17 protein-coding genes are annotated in these 15,811 nt (G+C 51.6%); 11 read left to right on the forward strand and 6 right to left on the reverse strand.

Annotated features, from left to right (window positions below):
• Positions 1-64: 64 nt before the first annotated feature.
• Entirely contained in the window at positions 65-331 is a 267-nt protein-coding gene (locus ACT3RR_RS06070; protein ID WP_034791444.1) for a hypothetical protein, read from the reverse strand.
• A gap of 283 nt (positions 332-614) precedes the next feature.
• On the opposite strand from ACT3RR_RS06070, the gene ACT3RR_RS06075 reads away from it, so the two are divergent.
• Positions 615-1,271 (forward strand): metallophosphoesterase, encoded by a 657-nt coding sequence (locus ACT3RR_RS06075; protein WP_353503993.1) that lies wholly within the window; start codon positions 615-617, stop codon positions 1,269-1,271.
• Between the two features lie 95 nt (positions 1,272-1,366).
• Positions 1,367-2,131 (forward strand): DNA-binding transcriptional repressor DeoR, encoded by a 765-nt coding sequence (gene deoR, locus ACT3RR_RS06080; protein WP_353502582.1) that lies wholly within the window; start codon positions 1,367-1,369, stop codon positions 2,129-2,131.
• A gap of 6 nt (positions 2,132-2,137) precedes the next feature.
• On the opposite strand, the gene ACT3RR_RS06085 is transcribed toward deoR, so the two are convergent.
• Positions 2,138-2,614 (reverse strand): GyrI-like domain-containing protein, encoded by a 477-nt coding sequence (locus ACT3RR_RS06085; RefSeq protein WP_353502581.1) that lies wholly within the window; start codon positions 2,612-2,614, stop codon positions 2,138-2,140.
• Positions 2,615-2,784: 170 nt separating this feature from the next.
• Between ACT3RR_RS06085 and ACT3RR_RS06090 the strand changes: the two genes are divergently transcribed.
• Positions 2,785-3,291, forward strand: a complete 507-nt coding sequence (locus tag ACT3RR_RS06090; RefSeq protein WP_485901253.1) for a YlaC family protein — start codon at positions 2,785-2,787, stop codon at positions 3,289-3,291.
• 228 nt (positions 3,292-3,519) lie between these two features.
• A complete protein-coding gene (locus tag ACT3RR_RS06095) occupies positions 3,520-3,783 on the forward strand; it encodes a hypothetical protein (RefSeq protein WP_496199945.1) in 264 nt (87 codons plus the stop codon).
• A gap of 60 nt (positions 3,784-3,843) precedes the next feature.
• On the opposite strand, the gene ACT3RR_RS06100 is transcribed toward ACT3RR_RS06095, so the two are convergent.
• Complete coding sequence (locus tag ACT3RR_RS06100; protein WP_034791438.1) at positions 3,844-4,056, reverse strand: YccJ family protein; 213 nt, start codon at positions 4,054-4,056, stop codon at positions 3,844-3,846.
• 228 nt (positions 4,057-4,284) lie between these two features.
• Here ACT3RR_RS06100 and ACT3RR_RS06105 point away from each other — a divergent pair, with 228 nt between their 5' ends.
• The 3 genes from ACT3RR_RS06105 (at position 4,285) to ACT3RR_RS06115 (ending at position 5,638) form a co-directional block, all read left to right on the forward strand.
• Positions 4,285-4,416, forward strand: coding sequence for a hypothetical protein (locus tag ACT3RR_RS06105; RefSeq protein ID WP_256594519.1), 132 nt, complete (start codon positions 4,285-4,287; stop codon positions 4,414-4,416).
• A gap of 260 nt (positions 4,417-4,676) precedes the next feature.
• Positions 4,677-5,021: a DUF2502 domain-containing protein gene (locus tag ACT3RR_RS06110; protein WP_485901250.1), complete on the forward strand. Its 345-nt coding sequence runs from the start codon at positions 4,677-4,679 to the stop codon at positions 5,019-5,021.
• A 359-nt stretch (positions 5,022-5,380) separates the two neighbouring features.
• Complete coding sequence (locus ACT3RR_RS06115; protein WP_353502577.1) at positions 5,381-5,638, forward strand: hypothetical protein; 258 nt, start codon at positions 5,381-5,383, stop codon at positions 5,636-5,638.
• 64 nt (positions 5,639-5,702) lie between these two features.
• Here the strand turns inward: ACT3RR_RS06115 and ACT3RR_RS06120 are convergent, their stop codons facing one another.
• Both ACT3RR_RS06120 and ACT3RR_RS06125 read right to left on the reverse strand, forming a co-directional pair.
• The gene (locus tag ACT3RR_RS06120) at positions 5,703-6,155 is read right to left on the reverse strand and encodes a universal stress protein (RefSeq protein ID WP_496199946.1); all 453 of its coding nucleotides are present in this window, start codon (positions 6,153-6,155) and stop codon (positions 5,703-5,705) included.
• Between the two features lie 39 nt (positions 6,156-6,194).
• Positions 6,195-6,959, reverse strand: coding sequence for an IclR family transcriptional regulator (locus ACT3RR_RS06125; protein WP_396130317.1), 765 nt, complete (start codon positions 6,957-6,959; stop codon positions 6,195-6,197).
• A gap of 288 nt (positions 6,960-7,247) precedes the next feature.
• On the opposite strand from ACT3RR_RS06125, the gene ACT3RR_RS06130 reads away from it, so the two are divergent.
• Both ACT3RR_RS06130 and ACT3RR_RS06135 read left to right on the forward strand, forming a co-directional pair.
• Positions 7,248-8,870: an MFS transporter gene (locus ACT3RR_RS06130; protein WP_496199947.1), complete on the forward strand. Its 1,623-nt coding sequence runs from the start codon at positions 7,248-7,250 to the stop codon at positions 8,868-8,870.
• Between the two features lie 61 nt (positions 8,871-8,931).
• A complete protein-coding gene (locus ACT3RR_RS06135; RefSeq protein ID WP_496199948.1) occupies positions 8,932-9,969 on the forward strand; it encodes an HlyD family secretion protein in 1,038 nt (345 codons plus the stop codon).
• Positions 9,970-10,063: 94 nt separating this feature from the next.
• Here the strand turns inward: ACT3RR_RS06135 and mdoC are convergent, their stop codons facing one another.
• A complete protein-coding gene (mdoC, locus tag ACT3RR_RS06140) occupies positions 10,064-11,248 on the reverse strand; it encodes a glucans biosynthesis protein MdoC (protein ID WP_496199949.1) in 1,185 nt (394 codons plus the stop codon).
• A 332-nt stretch (positions 11,249-11,580) separates the two neighbouring features.
• Here mdoC and ACT3RR_RS06145 point away from each other — a divergent pair, with 332 nt between their 5' ends.
• Together ACT3RR_RS06145 and mdoH are read left to right on the forward strand one after the other, a co-directional pair.
• Positions 11,581-13,116, forward strand: a complete 1,536-nt coding sequence (locus ACT3RR_RS06145; protein WP_353502571.1) for a glucan biosynthesis protein G — start codon at positions 11,581-11,583, stop codon at positions 13,114-13,116.
• Entirely contained in the window at positions 13,109-15,694 is a 2,586-nt protein-coding gene (gene mdoH, locus ACT3RR_RS06150; RefSeq protein ID WP_353502570.1) for a glucans biosynthesis glucosyltransferase MdoH, read from the forward strand. The genes ACT3RR_RS06145 and mdoH overlap by 8 nt, the downstream gene beginning before the upstream one ends.
• Positions 15,695-15,811 lie beyond the last annotated feature (117 nt).

The following is a 15,811-nucleotide window of genomic DNA, read 5'->3' on the forward strand; positions in this document are numbered from 1 at the left end:
TTAAGTATTGCAGGGGAAGGGCAGCAGAAGAGGGTCAAAACAGCCCCGAGGGGCGTTTTTAGGGTTAGATTTCACCCGATGTATCAGTATTGCTCAGCGCTCTGATGGACAAAGGCAGATGGTAGTTAGGCTGGCTGGTAAAGAAAGCCTGTAACGCTACGCGTTTCTTACGGTCTATCGAGATCTCTTCCATGGTCTTGCGGAAAATACTGTAGCGGCCACAAGAGGTGCAGGTCACGGTAACGATTTTCGCCGACAGGTTAACCGACGTCTTATTGGTGCTTTGGCACAAAGGGCACTCATCACGAGTGTTTGCTTCTGTGGAACTCATAAAACCTCCGGTTTTACTCCGAGCGGGCCACAGTATAGCGCGAAAAGGCGTCAATTACTTCACGGAAATTTTTTTATTAGTGGATTTTCGGCGCGACAACGTGTAGGGCAATTCTGAGTTTCAGCCGTATGCCTTGATACAGCGCCATTTGGCTGTTTCCAGCGTTGTTAAAAAAGGCCAATAAACGCGTGAAAATATTTCCTATCGCTGGGCTATTCATCAGTTACATGCCGATCAGTTACACTCAAAGATTACCCATAATAATGGATTGGCCTTGAAAACTATGACCCCGATTATTTATCAACGCATTGAAGGTGCCGAGTATCGCCACATTTATGTGGTGGGCGATCTGCATGGCTGTCTCTCAATGTTGGAGGATCAGCTTGCCCGCGTGCGCTTTGACGCTGCCAGCGATCTGCTGCTTTCCGTGGGGGATCTGGTGGATCGCGGTCCTGACATTATGGGGTGCTTAAAACTGATTGAAGAGCCTTGGTTTGCCTGCGTGCGCGGCAATCATGAGCAAATGGCCATTGATGCTCTGAATGAAACCAATATAGAGCGCTGGTTGAGAAACGGCGGTGAGTGGTTTTACGCGCTGGAAGGTGCGCAAGAGCAGGAGGCGCGGCGTCTCATCAAGCTGACCGATGAGCTGCCTCATGTGCTGGAAGTGAATACGGAGTCAGGCAATATCGTTGTGGCCCACGCGGATTATCTTTCCGATCGCTATGAATTTGGCAAGCCGATGGATGGTTACGAGGTTATCTGGAATCGCGATCGCATAAACCACGCCCTTGCCGGGCGTTTTACTGAAATCACGGGCGCCAAGGCGTTCTATTTCGGCCACACGCCGGTGGAGCACCCTATGGTATATGCCAACCAGCATTATATCGATACGGGCGCGGTCTTCGGCGGATACCTCACGCTGCAACAAATCCAATAGCAATCAGGCGCCGCGCGGGGCGGTGGTTTGCCGTGAACACGGGGCAACGGTATAGTGGCTGCCAGCCTGAGCAGGGGAAAAAATAAAATAACATCATGGAAAATAAGCGCGAAGACCGTATCCACCGCCTATTGCTGGCGTTAAAAAAAGCCGACAAAATTCATCTGAAAGAGGCCGCACGGTTGCTGGATGTGTCAGAAATGACTATCCGCCGCGACCTGAACTCCGCGCCTTCGCCAGTCATCCTGTTGGGCGGCTATATCGTGATTGATCCGAAGAATAGCCCGGCGACGCACTACTTCGTTAGTGAACAAAAGATGCGTCAGGTTGAGGAGAAGCGTCGTTTGGGCGCGCTGGCGGCGGCCTTGGTGGAGAACGACGATACGGTGTTTTTTGATTGTGGCACCACCACGCCCTATATCATTGAAAGTATTCCCGAAGAGCGCGTTTTTACCGCCGTTTGTTACTCTCTCAATACCTTTTTGGCATTGCAGGAGAAGCCCCATTGCGAAGTGATTTTATGCGGCGGAGTGTTTAAAGCCAGCAACAGCATTTATACGCCTATTGGCCGCAGCAACGAGCTGGACTATATTCGCCCGAACAAGGCCTTTATCTCGGCGGCAGGGGTCAGCATTCAACATGGTGTGAGCTGTTTTAACTTCGATGAGTTGCTGATGAAACATCAGGCGATGGAGAAGTCCGAACAGAACATTCTGGTAGCGGATAGCAGTAAGTTTGATCGGGTGCGACCTGCGGCGATCGCACCTTTAGCTCGATTCAATATGTTAATTACCGATGCTCTGCCTTCCCAGGCTTTCATCGATTTTTGCCATGACGCAGACGTTGAGCTGGTGGTTTAAGGGATATCAGCGAATGGTCGGGATCTTCTCGACGTGCTGGTAAAATACCACCTCCCAAATTCCGTTTGCCGTGCCGTCGTTTAAGTAGTGCTCAAAACAGGCTTTACCATCGGCGCGGTAGCCGCTTTCGGCAATGTGGTGGTAATAGAAGTCCTGCCACGCTTTGGCGAAATTGCCGTCCACAATAGTGGTGTGATAAGCCGCGTAAGTGCCGCCCGGCAAGGTTTGCAGGCAAAGCCCTTCGGCATCATCAAGAATAAAATTATCCGCCACGCAGACGGAAGGGTCTGCGCGAAGCTGCTCTGCCGGCGTCTTCTCCGGGTCGTCATGGAACAGGGTTAACCACTCAAGATGCTTCTGATGATGGCGTTCCGTCCAGTCCATTAAGTGGCGAAACCCTTCCTTAATAGACTTTTCGTACGGGCCAATAACCCGATAACTAACCAATTTTTTAGCCGGTCTTTCGACTATCATAAATGCCATGATTGACTCCTTGTGTTACATGCCAGTGAGTTGAGTCCTTTTAGAAGGGGGTTGGGGTATAACAGTTTCAACCGGAACAGAAGATAACTGCTCTACGTGCTATAACAGTGACCATGATAAAATCAGGTCATCAGTTTGCATTATAGTCGTACCTGTCGTGAGGTTATGAGATGGACGTGATCAAAAATGTATTAAATAGTGAAATCGAGCGCATCAACCGTCTGGAAGGTCGCGACGGTAAGCCGAGAATCAACAGCGAGTTCTTCGTCAACCACCCGTGGCTGTGCCTTGCTATGCTCGCTGGTTATATTCTGGTAGGGGTGGTGATGTACGTTTCACCCTATATGGGCCTCGGTTGGTTTATCGGTTTCACTGCATTTTTACTCTTTATGTCAGCAATGCTGCTGATGGAAATCAAACCCACTTATCGTTACGAAGATATCGGCGTGCTTGACCTGCGGGTTTGCTATAACGGTGAATGGTATTTCAGCCGCGAAATTTCAGAGGATGCGGTTCAGCAACTGCTGGCGTCTAACGAGGTGAGTGCGCGAATTAAAAACCGGATCGAAGCTATCGTGCGTAATAAAGGGGCAATAGATTTCTACGACGTTTACGACCTGGCGCGTCAGGACAAGTTACAGTTGGCTGGCACGACCACGGCGCAGGCCGCACATTAAATTTTTACTGCTTCTGACCTCATTGTTGCGGTTCTGATAAGCTGAGTTTTACCTGTCTTAGATAATTACCCTCTGGGTTTTCAGGCAGGTTAGCTCAGCTTTTTGCTGTCTGGCGCGCTGCTTTTTACGCCCGAATAGCGTGTCCAAATGTGCCCTGATCGCCTCACCGGGGTGAGTTATGGCGAGATCACGGGTAGAATAAGCAGAGATCGACATTTAAGGGGGCGTATGATGACGTTTATCAACAATGAATTTGAATATCGTAACTGGATCATCGAAGAAATCTTTCAGGTCAGTGCGGTGAGCGAAGCCTCTGAATTCGCTGATCAAGAAGTTGATGATTTTATCTTCGACGCACGCCCGGTGGCTTATCCCTGTATCGCCGTCATGATCCAAACGCCGGGCCAGCCGGGCGTTTGCGAGCCTCGCTTCGTCTATAAGGATCAGGTGTTTGAGTGGGCGCACCAGATGGGGTTTGGCTTCGACAGCTAAGTAATGCTTTCAACCCTGAGCGCGAAGCTCAGGGTGATGTCTCCAGCTTTTCAACGCCAGTTAGACGTTTTTACGATCAATCTTCTCCTCTCCCCAGAACAAGTGATCTTCCTTGGTTTTTGCGAAAGCGATAGGCAGAACTTCATCATTACCTTCTTCCCAAATCTTTTGTGCCAGCACTTCATCGTTGTCCGCTAGCTCGAAAATGGCTTCAGCAATCTCATGTGACGTTTCACGCGTGTTGGCCCAGGCTTTGATATTTGATGTGGTCATTTGTCACTCCCGTGGTTTGCTTAAACTAAAAATAGCTCTCCCTTTAACTATGGTAGGCGATGGCGGGGTAAGCAAACCTGTTCGCTCACAAAACGTCCATCATGGTGTTTTTGCCGTCGGTAGGCACTATATGTGGTGACAAAATGTGCCCGCGAGCTGAGAAAGAGGAGCGTCATTTATGGCCGTGGTTTATACTCAACGAGCTTTTGATAATTTAAGGTGAAGAGAATGAGCGACGATATTTTTGATTTTGACATTGATGCAGCATTAGAAAAAGCGGAAGAGAAAGCAGCCGAAAAGGCCTCTGCCGTGCCTGAAGTGGTTCAGGATGAAAGTGACTGCGAAGGCTGCAAGATTTAATTTCAGCCCCAAGCCGCAAAACATCTGCTTTACATATCAATAAAAGAACCGCCTCGGCGGTTTTTTTTATGGCTGAAATTTACAGCAGAAAGTGAAATATCCCTTGCGTGTTATAGCCTTGCGAAAAGGCTTTTTATGTCGTTTTTGATGCAAATGTAAGGAGAGTGTGAGGGCTGAGTAAATGGGATAAATTCCTATAGAACAGTAAGATAGCTGGCAGTAATTTGAACCTACCTGATAAGCAGGTCGTGAGGTTTCGAATGAAAAAAATAGTGTTAGTTCTCGCTGTCATGCTGAGTTTACCGGCTCTCGCTCATGCCAACGTTGAGATAGGCATAAATGTTCCAGGCGTCTCTTTGCACATTGGCGATCGTGATAACCGGGGTTATTACTGGGACGGCGGTGGCTGGCGTGATCCAGGCTGGTGGGACCACCACTATCGCGACAATGGCTATGGTCACTGGGTGTACTACGAGCCAGCGCCGCCGCCGCCGCGTTATTGGCATCACGATCACTATTGGCGTGAGGGGCCTCCTCCTGGTTATTGGCACCGTGGGCCTCCTCCGGGTTACTGGCGTGAAGGGCCGCCTCCGGGACGCTGGTAATATTATCTCTTTGTCATTCAAGAATTTGAGAACAGGGTTGGCGGTGGGAATGCTGCGGCATTTGTAACGTCAATTCTGTTCTTCTTCTTTTGGCGCTTTAGATCTACTTTGCAACATAATCGATATGTTTCTCTTTCAATAATTCATGCTGTTTATTAATTGATTTGTGTGCATAATTCTTTGTTATATAAAGAATTTATTTTTCATTTCGGGCGTAAATGTTGCTTGCTAGTTGGTCGCTATATTGTTAATTTTCTGTTGCACAGATCAGCAACGGATGGCTCGATTATTTCTCACCTCATGATTTGCTCTAATGAAAGAGGCATGTAGGTGATATTCCCAACATTGAGAACATCCTCATGTTTATGATTAAAAGCGATTTTGAATACCGCAACTGGATGATGAAAACCTATTTCCGTCTTGATGGCATACATGGCGAAAGCCTGTTGACCGATGAAGAACTGGAAGATTTCTTGTTTGAGAGCAAACCGGTAGCCTACCCGTGTCTGGCGATGATCACTCCTTCTAGCACTCAGCTATTAGAGAATGAAATTTCCTATATCTACCGGGAGCAGATCAGCCTATGGGCCAGAGAGATGGGCGTGTTGAAGTGTTGAGAACAGATTAACCTATTGATTACCACGCTAAAGCGCTCATCCGAGCGCTTTTTTAGTTTTGGCGTTAGTCTTTATTGCCGCGAACTTCCACCAATACCGGACAGGGGGAATGGGCTATCACTTCGGCACTCACCGAACCCGTGAGTAATCGACCAAACAGCGACTGATGGCGATGGCCCATCAAGATAACTGAGGCATTTTTAATCCGCGCTTCTTCCACCAGAGCCACCTCCGGCGTGCCGACAATGATATTACTCACCGCGTTGACCGACCGCGCCCGAAGTTTGGCTAAGGTGTGTTGGACCAACGCCTGCGCGCTGCCTTCTTCATAGTTCGCCGGGGCGTAGTCGGCGGCCAGTTGGTCAGCCACTGGATGATTATTTAGCGCGTAGGCCTCATCAACACAGCAGGTGACATACACCGTTGACGCCGTACCCGCCGCCAATGTGCAGGCTAATTCCACCAGATACTCCGTCTGCCTCGAGCCATCTATGGCCAGCAAAATGGTGTCAAACATTTGATTTCTCCTTCTGCTACTGCCTTCCAAATAGCCTAATTACTTGCCGATTTCACAGAGCAGCGCGGCTTTGCAATTCAGCAGGGCTTGGCGCATTTCGTCTTCTTTGCTGCTCAACCGCGCGGTGGGCAAGATAACGGATACCGCGTAGCGGCCAAGGATGGTGTCGAGTGAAACCGCCATGGTGGAAATCCCCTCGACCGTTTCGCCGGTTTCGGTCGAAACGCCGGTTTCCCGCACTCGGGCCACCTTGGCTAACAAGCTTTTAATGTCGCGTACGGTATTTTCAGTGGCGGGTTCAAAGGTGTCGCCGAGCAGGCTATGAATTTCCTCATCGGTCTTCAAAGCCAGCAGGGCGCGGCCCGCCGAGGTGCCGTAGATAGGCAAGTTCAGCCCTACGCGCGGCGACACGCGCAGTTCTCGCTCTGCCACCACGTTGTAAATATTGGCAATTTTGGTGCCGCTGGTGCGGCTCAGGGCGACGGTTTCATTAATATCGTCGCTAAGCTGCTTGAGGTAAGGGGAGGCGATAGCTATGACATCCGTATGCACGGTGGACACCAGCCGCAACAGGGTCGGGCCTAATCGTACACCGGCCATGCCCTCTGAGCGCACCAGACCTTCTTCGGCCAGCGCCGCTACGATGCGTTGCACCGTCGAGCGGGGGAGCTGCACTTCGTTGGCGATGGTGCCGAGGCTCATTCCCTGCGGGTTCTTGCCTAAGGCATTAAGGATTTTTGCTGCGCGCGAAATGACCTGAATACCGCCACTGCGCTCTTCATCGACCGAATGGTCATCACTCATAACTTGTCCTTTTCATCCATGGCGAATTTTTGCCGTGCCGAGTTTTGCCAATGTAATGGCTGGGCGCGGAGAAAACAACGTTAATCACATTGCAATACAGTGTCCCATATTATAGTATTTTCTCGCTGTATCACATTGCGATGCAGTGCATCATTAAAAAACGCAGCACCTATAACGCGCTGTGATAAATATAACTTTTCACCTGCCAACGCTTCCCATCAGTCAGGGTATTTTACAGAAAAATTAATCCCTTACCGATGGATCACATCGCGGAGTAAACGCGTAAACATGAGTCAGACGATGTTAATGAACGGGCCTGCGCCCGGCGTGTCGCCGCCACCTGCGCCTCCCGTTGCCCAACCTTTTACCCTGCGTCTGATCATTGGAATGGTAGGCGTGCTGATTGCGTCACTATGTTCAGGATTGAACGATCGCGTGACGGATATCGCGCTGGCAGACGTGCGCGGCGCATTGAGCATCAGCAGCGATCAGGGCTCGTGGCTGATTGGCAGCTATCAGGCGGCCGAGGTCGCGGCCATGCTGGTAGCCCCCTGGCTGGCGATGACCTTTTCCATTCGCCGCTTTGCAATGGCGACCACCGCGGGCTTTGTGCTGATCGCGATTATCATCCCTTTTGCCCCGAATTTGCCGATTTTCATTGCACTGCGCGTGGTCCAAGGCGCCTTTGGCGGGGCTTTGCCGCCTTTGCTGATGACCGTCGCACTGCGTTTTCTGCCGCCACACTTTAAATTATATGGCCTGAGCGCCTATGCCCTGACCGCCACCTTCGGGCCGAATGTCGCCACGTCGTTAGCGGCGCTGTGGACGGACTCCGTGGGTTGGCAATTTGTTTTCTGGCAGATCGTTCCACCCTGCGTGCTGGGTATTTTTATGATTGGCTATGGACTGCCGCAGGACCCGATCCGTCTGGAAAGATTCAAGCAGATTGATGCCATCGGCATGCTAACTGGATGCAGCGGGCTGGCCTTGCTGGTACTGACTCTGCAACAGGGAGAGCGGCTGGACTGGTTCAATTCCCCGTTGATTACCCTGATGTTTCTCTCAGCAGTGGCCCTGTTGACGCTGTTCGCGGCTAACGAGTGGTATCACCCGCTGCCACTATTCAAACTGCAGATGCTGCGTCGCCACAATCTTTCCCACGGTCTGCTGACGCTGTTTGGCCTGATGCTGCTGTTTTTGTCCGGCTCGGCTATTCCGTCTGGCTATATGGCGCAGGTTGAGGGTTTCCGCGCAGTGCAGTTTGGGCCTTTGGCTCTCAGCGTGGGCCTGCCCCAGCTGTTACTTGCCCCTCTTGTCGCCGCCGTTTTGAACATGCGCTGGGTTGATAGCCGCTGGATTTTGGCCGCCGGCCTGACGCTGCTCGCGGTTTCTTGCTACTGGGGAAGCCAACTGACGTCGGACTGGTCGCGCGACAACTTCTATCTTATTCAGGCGATGCAGGCCTTTGGTCAGCCGATGGCGGTCATGCCGATCCTGATGGGGGCGACCAGCGTGGTGCAGCCGATGGAAGGGCCATTTGCCTCGGCGATGTTCAACGTCACCCGCGCCATGGGCAGTATTTTTGCCGGCGCCATGATGGAAACCTTCCTCAGCCATCGCCAACAGCTGCACTCCAATATTTTGCTCAACCACGTCGGCAGCAATAGCTATTTACTCTCCCAGCCTTATGACGGGGCGGGCAGCCACCTCGCGCCGCTGAATCAAGACGGTTCGGCGGTGTCACCTGAACTCATGCAGCAGTTTGCCGTGCAGGTCAGGCACCAAACCCAAGTGCTGGCCTTGTCTGATACCTATCTGGCCTTTATTGCGGTTGCCGTAGGGCTAGCCCTGCTGACGTTTGTGGTTGCTAAGCGAACTTATCCGCCACAGTCAGTGATGAAGCAGACGTAAGGCCGAAGAAATTATTAAATGACTGATTTATTGCAAAAAATTATGCGCGAGAGAAATTAAAATGATCAAGAAATCTGCAATTCGCCCCGTTTGGCTGCTGGCCTTCGCCATCATCGTGCTGGTGGTGATCGCCGCATTCTGGGTATTGAGCCGTCAGGGCGAGCCAGAAACCGATGACGCCTTTGTCTCGGCAGACTCCACGCTGGTCGCGCCGCGCATCTCTGGCACCATTTCGCAGGTGCTGGTGGCGGATAACCAGCAGGTCAAAGCCGGACAGGTGCTGGCGGTGATTGACGACGGCGACTATCGCAATGCTGTGCTCAGTGCTCAGGCTAATCTAGAAACGGCCAGCGCCCAGTTGCTGAGTTTTACCGCGCAACTGGCCCAGCAGCAGCAAACCATCCTGCAAACCAAGGCGCAGGTGAATGCGGATAACGCCAATCTGGTGTATGCCCGCCAAAGCGCTGAGCGCTACCAGCGATTGCTGCAAAATGGCTCAGGCACGGCCGATCAGCGTGACCAGTCGGATGCCAATTATCGCGCTAAAGTCGCCCAGCAGCAGAGCGACGTAGCGGCGTCTCAGGCGGCGGAAAAGCAGATTGACGTATTAAAGGCCGGACAGGCGCAGGCTCAGGCCGCGATTGATTCCGCCAAAAGCCAGCTGGCGCAGGCCAAGTTGAATCTAAGCTATACCCAAATTAAAGCGCCGATAGACGGCACCGTCGGCCAGCGTTCAGTGCGGGTGGGTGGCTATGTCAGTGCCGGGACGCGCGTGCTGGCGGTGGTCCCGCTGCACCAGGCCTTTGTTATTGCCAACTACCTTGAAACGCAGTTAGCCGACGTCACGCCAAATCAGAGGGTCAGCATCAAGGTGGATGCACTGCCGGGCGTGGTATTTTCCGGTAAGGTTGATAGCATCTCTCCGGCCACCGGCGTGACTTTCTCGCCGATAGCGCCAGATAACGCTACGGGAAATTACACCAAAGTGGTTCAGCGGGTGGCGGTGAAAATCCTGTTAGATCAGGGCCAAAAGGATTTAGAGCGGCTTAAAGTCGGCATGTCAGCTGTCCCTACCATTAATACGGCGGCAAAGGGCTAACAGGTTTTATCTTAAGGATCCTCAGAAAAAGGCGGCAGCGAATTCATTTCACTGCCGCCTTTTTTTTTGTGGCGTCACTCAGTCAACTGAGTGATTACGAATGCTGTTTCTGCGGCGGGGTGGGGCCATGGCCACCTTTCTCATGCATGGTCTGCGGCTTGCCGGAGAACAAGAAACGCAGGATCGGAATGCGTTTGTGGATCTCATACAGCATAAAGGCGATACCGAAGACAAACACCAGCCCCAGCAGGAAGCCTACCCAGTCGTTATTGATTTTCGGCGTGATAAATGCGCCATAAATCAGCGTCAGCGGGTGGTGAACCAGATAGATGAACAGGGAAGAGTTCACCAAATAGGTTATCCACGGCGACTGGAAGTTCAGGACATAGTGGCTGAAGGAGAACACCACGTTGACCATCAAAATGCCCAGCAGTGAGGTGATAATGGCATCAAGCTCCATCGAGTAAAGCTGCGGCGTGTTGACGTGTTGGTTAAACATGTAGGCCACAAACAGGAACAAACTGACCACGCCGGCCCATGCCGACGGCTTGATGAACAGCTCTTTTAGCCAGGTAAACTTGTAGGCAAAGGCGCCGATCACGAAAAATGGCAGGTAAAACAGCGTCTGCATTACGATGAAATTAAATGCGCCATTGGAGAGTAAATCCGGGGCGAAAATATAAATCGCGCGATTAAAGGCTGCGTAAATAAACCCAATAATTAAAAATATAATTGAGAGTTTTCCTAGGCTATTTGTTTTATTCTTAATAGCGGAAATACGATTATTCTTAATTTGTTTAATCGATTTAAATAAGTAAAAGCAGATGCTGGTCAGTATTACCAAGGTCAATAAGAACCACAAATGTGAGACCATTTCCCACACGGTGATATTGATTTTCTGATACAGGCCCAACTGATCCCAGTTCGAGAACTTGTCGGTAAACTTCATCAGGAAGTAGAGCTGCGGCAGGGTGATCAGCGGGAAAGCCGCGGCCAGCGGGATTGCCACGCGCTCAAGGCGGACCTTCAGCCACTTCTGCGAGTCATAGCGCTCGTAGAGCATGTAGGAGAAATAGCCCGAAATGACAAAGAACACCTGCATTCTGAAGGCGTGAATAAAGTCATTAAATATGGTCAGTCCATCCGACGGCACAGCACTGTTTACTGCCCAGATGTGGCTGGAGTAAATCAATGATATATGGAATGGAATGCCGAGCAGCATCAAATAGGCTCGGATAGAGTCCAAAAAGAACTCGCGCTGTTGAGTTTGTGGTTTCATTACGTATCCGTTGTATGAAGCTTATCCTGATTTTAGTGCTTAAATCGCGAACAGGTAATTAGAGACTGGTAAGAAAAAGTTTTCGATCCTTACATTAGCTTAATATTCGTCAAAGGAAGAACCTACTATGTTATCGGACAAGTTTCCATAGCCGGAGTTTCAACGAATTGATATCCTTGTGCCGTTGTGTGCTTAAACGGTTCATCAATGGGATGAACCATCAATCTCTCATGTTGTCGGAAACCTGACAGTTCAATTAAAATAGACTGAATGAGTTAAGCGCACGTAAAGGAGGGGATGTGCCGGGTAAAAATTTTTCCAAAGGGCCACGTATGACTAAAGTCCGTTTGCTGAGTGCCGCAGTGTTGATGTCCATGATTTCTTCATCTGCATGGGCTTTTTCTATTGATGATGTAGCTAAACAAGCAAAAGCGTTAGCTGACAAGGGCTATGAAGCTCCCAAAAGCAACCTGCCGTCTCAATTCCGTGATTTGAAATTTGCGGATTATCAACAAATTCAATTCAATCATGATAAAGCGTACTGGAAAAACCAGAACACGCCTTTCAAGCTTGAGTTCTATCATCAGGGGATGTACTTCGACACTCCGGTGAAAATCAATGAAGTGACGGCCAATACCGTTAAAGAGATTAAATACAATCCCGACTATTTCAATTTTGGCAATGTGAAGCATGATGCTGACACGGTCAAAAACCTCGGCTTTGCCGGTTTCAAAGTACTTTATCCAATTAATAAAGCGGATAAAGATGATGAAATCATGAGCGTGCTGGGTGCCAGCTATTTCCGCGTTATTGGTAAAGGTCAGGTGTATGGCCTGTCTGCCCGCGGCTTGGCTATCGACACCGCGCTGGCCTCTGGTGAAGAATTCCCTCGCTTCCGTGAGTTCTGGATTGAGCGCCCAAATCCAGATGAAAAGCACTTAGTCATTTACGCCTTGCTCGACTCTCCTCGTGCAACCGGTGCTTATCGCCTCGACGTTTACCCTGGTAAAGAAGCGACCGTTGACGTGCAATCCAAAGTTTACCTGCGCGACAAAGTCGGCAAACTGGGTATTGCTCCGCTGACCAGCATGTACTTGTTTGGTGCTAACCAGCCTTCGCCGGTGATGAATTACCGTCCGGCACTGCACGATTCCAACGGTCTTTCTATTCAGGCTGGCAATGGTGAATGGATTTGGCGTCCGCTGAATAATCCAAAACACCTGTCCGTGAGTCAGTTCACCATGGAAAATCCCAAAGGCTTTGGTCTGCTGCAACGCGGCCGTGACTTCTCCAACTTCGAGGATTTAGACGATCGTTACGATCTGCGTCCAAGTGGCTGGGTTGAAACTAAAGGCGATTGGGGCAAAGGCAAAGTCGAGCTGGTGGAAATTCCAACTGCTGATGAAACCAATGACAACATCGTGGCTTTCTGGACTCCGGATCAGTTGCCAGAAGTGGGTAAACCTTTAGATCTGAACTATCGCCTGCACTTCAGCCGTGAAGAAGAGAAATTGCACTCTCCTGATCTGGCGTGGGTACAGCGCACCATGCGCTCAACGGGGGACGTTAAGCAGTCCAACCTGACGCGTGATGCAGACGGTAGCGTGGCGTTCCTGGTGGACTTCGTCGGCCCTAACCTGAAAGCGCTGAAAGATGACACCCCGGTCGCTTCGCAGGTGAGTGTCGGTGACAACGGTGATCTGGTAGAAAATAATGTCCGCTATAATCCAGTAACCAAAGGCTGGCGTTTAACGCTGCGCCTGAAAGTGAAAGATCCTAAGAAGCCAATCGAAATGCGCGCTTCTCTGGTTAATGGCGAGAAAACACTGAGTGAAACTTGGAGCTATCAGCTGCCTGCCAATGAATAAGTCAACGCATTCTACTCAAGATTACGTAAAGGCTTTGCCGCTCTCTGAAGAGCAGAAAGCGGCGCTAATTCAGCAACTCCCTCAGTCCGAGGGAGAAGCCTTTGCGACCGTTCACCGCCAAATCGGCGGTGAATCAACGATGACTACTGACGTTTCCGACGCTGATGCCCCTCTGCTTTCCGTTAAGACGCGTGTGGCAGGAAGCTGGCCAGACGCCATGGAAAACGGCAGCTTGTCTGAAGTAGACAACGAAGGCCGCACCATTTTGAATGCCATGCCGCCGGTGAAGCGTTCCAGCATGTTCCCTGATGTTTGGCGTACCAACCCGGTAGGGCGTTTTTGGGACAGTCTGCGGGGGCGCAGCACCGTTTCCCGTCGCGACGGCTCATCTGAAATGCCAGAGTCGGAAAAAAGATGGCGTCACGCCGGTTCAGTGCGTCGCTACATTCTGCTGGTGTTGATGCTGGTGCAGACCGCCATCGCCACCTGGTACATGAAAACCATCTTGCCATATCAGGGCTGGGCGCTCATCGACCCCGCAGATATGTTGAATCAAGACTGGTTGCAATCCGTCTTGCAGTTACTGCCTTATGTCTTGCAGACCGGGATTCTGGTGCTGTTCGCCATCCTGTTCTGTTGGGTTTCGGCGGGCTTCTGGACCGCGCTGATGGGCTTCTTACAGCTGCTGATCGGGCGCGATAAATACAGTATTACCGCCTCGACGACCGGTAATGAGCCGCTGAACCCGAACAATCGCACCGCGCTTATCATGCCGATTTGTAATGAAGACGTTGAACGCGTATTCGCGGGCTTACGTGCGACTTATGAATCCGTGAAAGCCACCGGCGATCTCGACCAGTTCGACATCTACGTCCTGAGTGACAGCTACGACCCGGATATCTGCGTGGCCGAGCAAAAGGCGTGGATGGAAGTGTGTCGCGACGTTGATGGCCATGGCCGCATCTTCTATCGTCGCCGTCGCCGCCGTGTAAAACGTAAAAGCGGCAACATTGATGACTGGTGCCGCCGCTGGGGCGGGGAATATGCCTACATGGTTATTCTCGATGCCGACAGCGTGATGAGTGGCGAATGTCTGACGGGCCTTGCGCGTCTGATGGATGCCAACCCGAACGCCGGTATTATCCAGTCTGCGCCTAAGGCGTCGGGCATGGATACCCTGTATGCGCGCTGCCAGCAGTTTGCGACGCGTGTCTACGGCCCACTGTTCACCGCCGGTCTGCATTTCTGGCAGTTGGGTGAGTCTCACTACTGGGGCCACAACGCCATTATCCGCGTGAAACCTTTCATTGAGCACTGCGCCCTTGCGCCGCTGCCGGGTGAAGGTTCCTTCGCGGGTTCTATCATGTCCCATGACTTCGTCGAAGCTGCCTTGATGCGTCGCGCGGGTTGGGGCGTGTGGATTGCTTATGACCTGCCGGGCAGTTATGAAGAGTTGCCACCGAACCTGCTGGACGAGCTGAAACGCGACCGCCGCTGGTGTCACGGTAACCTGATGAACTTCCGTCTGTTCTTAGTTAAAGGCATGCACCCGGTGCACCGCGCGGTGTTCCTGACCGGCGTGATGTCCTACCTGTCTGCTCCGCTGTGGTTTATGTTCCTGGCGCTGTCTACCGCGCTGCAAGTGGTGCATACACTGATGGAGCCGCAATACTTCCTGCAGCCAAGGCAGCTGTTCCCGGTCTGGCCGCAATGGCGTCCTGAGCTGGCGATAGCCCTGTTCTCCACCACGTTGGTGCTGCTGTTCTTACCTAAATTGCTGAGTATTGTGCTGATTTGGGCCAAGGGCGCGAAAGAGTATGGCGGCGGCATTCGTCTGTTCTTCTCTATGCTGCTTGAGATGCTGTTCTCCGTCTTGCTGGCTCCAGTGCGCATGCTGTTCCACACTGTCTTCGTGGTGAGCGCGTTCTTGGGTTGGGAAGTGGTGTGGAACTCTCCACAGCGTGATGATGACGACACCCCTTGGGGCGAAGCCTTCAAGCGCCACGGTTCACAGCTGCTGTTGGGTGCCGTGTGGGCTGGCGGGATGGCGTGGCTGGACCTGCGCTTCTTGTGGTGGCTGGCGCCAATCGTCTTCTCACTGATTCTGTCGCCTTTCGTTTCCGTGCTGTCGAGCCGTGCAACGCTGGGTATTAAGAGCAAGAAAGCCAAACTGTTCTTGATCCCTGAAGAGTACAATCCGCCACGCGAGCTGGTGGCGACTGACGAATACCTGATGCTGAACCGTTCTCGTTCACTGAAAAACGGCTTCATGCACGCGGTATTTGACCCAAGCTTCAATGCACTGGCAACGGCCATGGCAACCTCGCGTCACCTGCTGCGCCCAAGCATTGAGAATGGCCGTCAGTATCGTCTGGAGCAGGCATTCAATACCGGGCCGAAAGCCTTGAGCAAAGCAGACCGCCTGGTCCTGCTGAGTGACCCGGTGATCATGGCACGTCTGCACTCTGCGGTCTGGACTCAACCTGATCAACACGCGTGGAGCGCCTACTACAGCGAGCTGCCGCGTAACGTTCAGGCTTTCCCTGAGACACAGACTCTGGAAGCCAAGCCGGTCTAAATGCCTTGAGTTAACGCTGTTGTAAAGCACAACGGTGAGAGAGATAAAAGGCAGGATGCATCAGCATCCTGCCTTTTTTATGAGTGGTTTTTTATCAGCGGGGAAGGGTGTGACAAG

It is taken from the genome of Ewingella sp. AOP8-B2-18, assembly GCF_052376015.1.
GTDB lineage: Bacteria > Pseudomonadota > Gammaproteobacteria > Enterobacterales > Enterobacteriaceae > Ewingella > Ewingella allii.

Coding starts and splice junctions, on each gene's coding strand:
- ACT3RR_RS06070 (WP_034791444.1), bottom strand. CDS start 331: ATGAGTTCCACAGAAGCAAACACTCGTGATGAGTGCCCTTTGTGCCAA.
- ACT3RR_RS06075 (WP_353503993.1), top strand. CDS start 615: ATGACCCCGATTATTTATCAACGCATTGAAGGTGCCGAGTATCGCCAC.
- deoR (WP_353502582.1), top strand. CDS start 1,367: ATGGAAAATAAGCGCGAAGACCGTATCCACCGCCTATTGCTGGCGTTA.
- ACT3RR_RS06085 (WP_353502581.1), bottom strand. CDS start 2,614: ATGGCATTTATGATAGTCGAAAGACCGGCTAAAAAATTGGTTAGTTAT.
- ACT3RR_RS06090 (WP_485901253.1), top strand. CDS start 2,785: ATGGACGTGATCAAAAATGTATTAAATAGTGAAATCGAGCGCATCAAC.
- ACT3RR_RS06095 (WP_496199945.1), top strand. CDS start 3,520: ATGATGACGTTTATCAACAATGAATTTGAATATCGTAACTGGATCATC.
- ACT3RR_RS06100 (WP_034791438.1), bottom strand. CDS start 4,056: ATGACCACATCAAATATCAAAGCCTGGGCCAACACGCGTGAAACGTCA.
- ACT3RR_RS06105 (WP_256594519.1), top strand. CDS start 4,285: ATGAGCGACGATATTTTTGATTTTGACATTGATGCAGCATTAGAAAAA.
- ACT3RR_RS06110 (WP_485901250.1), top strand. CDS start 4,677: ATGAAAAAAATAGTGTTAGTTCTCGCTGTCATGCTGAGTTTACCGGCT.
- ACT3RR_RS06115 (WP_353502577.1), top strand. CDS start 5,381: ATGTTTATGATTAAAAGCGATTTTGAATACCGCAACTGGATGATGAAA.
- ACT3RR_RS06120 (WP_496199946.1), bottom strand. CDS start 6,155: ATGTTTGACACCATTTTGCTGGCCATAGATGGCTCGAGGCAGACGGAG.
- ACT3RR_RS06125 (WP_396130317.1), bottom strand. CDS start 6,959: ATGAGTGATGACCATTCGGTCGATGAAGAGCGCAGTGGCGGTATTCAG.
- ACT3RR_RS06130 (WP_496199947.1), top strand. CDS start 7,248: ATGAGTCAGACGATGTTAATGAACGGGCCTGCGCCCGGCGTGTCGCCG.
- ACT3RR_RS06135 (WP_496199948.1), top strand. CDS start 8,932: ATGATCAAGAAATCTGCAATTCGCCCCGTTTGGCTGCTGGCCTTCGCC.
- mdoC (WP_496199949.1), bottom strand. CDS start 11,248: ATGAAACCACAAACTCAACAGCGCGAGTTCTTTTTGGACTCTATCCGA.
- ACT3RR_RS06145 (WP_353502571.1), top strand. CDS start 11,581: ATGACTAAAGTCCGTTTGCTGAGTGCCGCAGTGTTGATGTCCATGATT.
- mdoH (WP_353502570.1), top strand. CDS start 13,109: ATGAATAAGTCAACGCATTCTACTCAAGATTACGTAAAGGCTTTGCCG.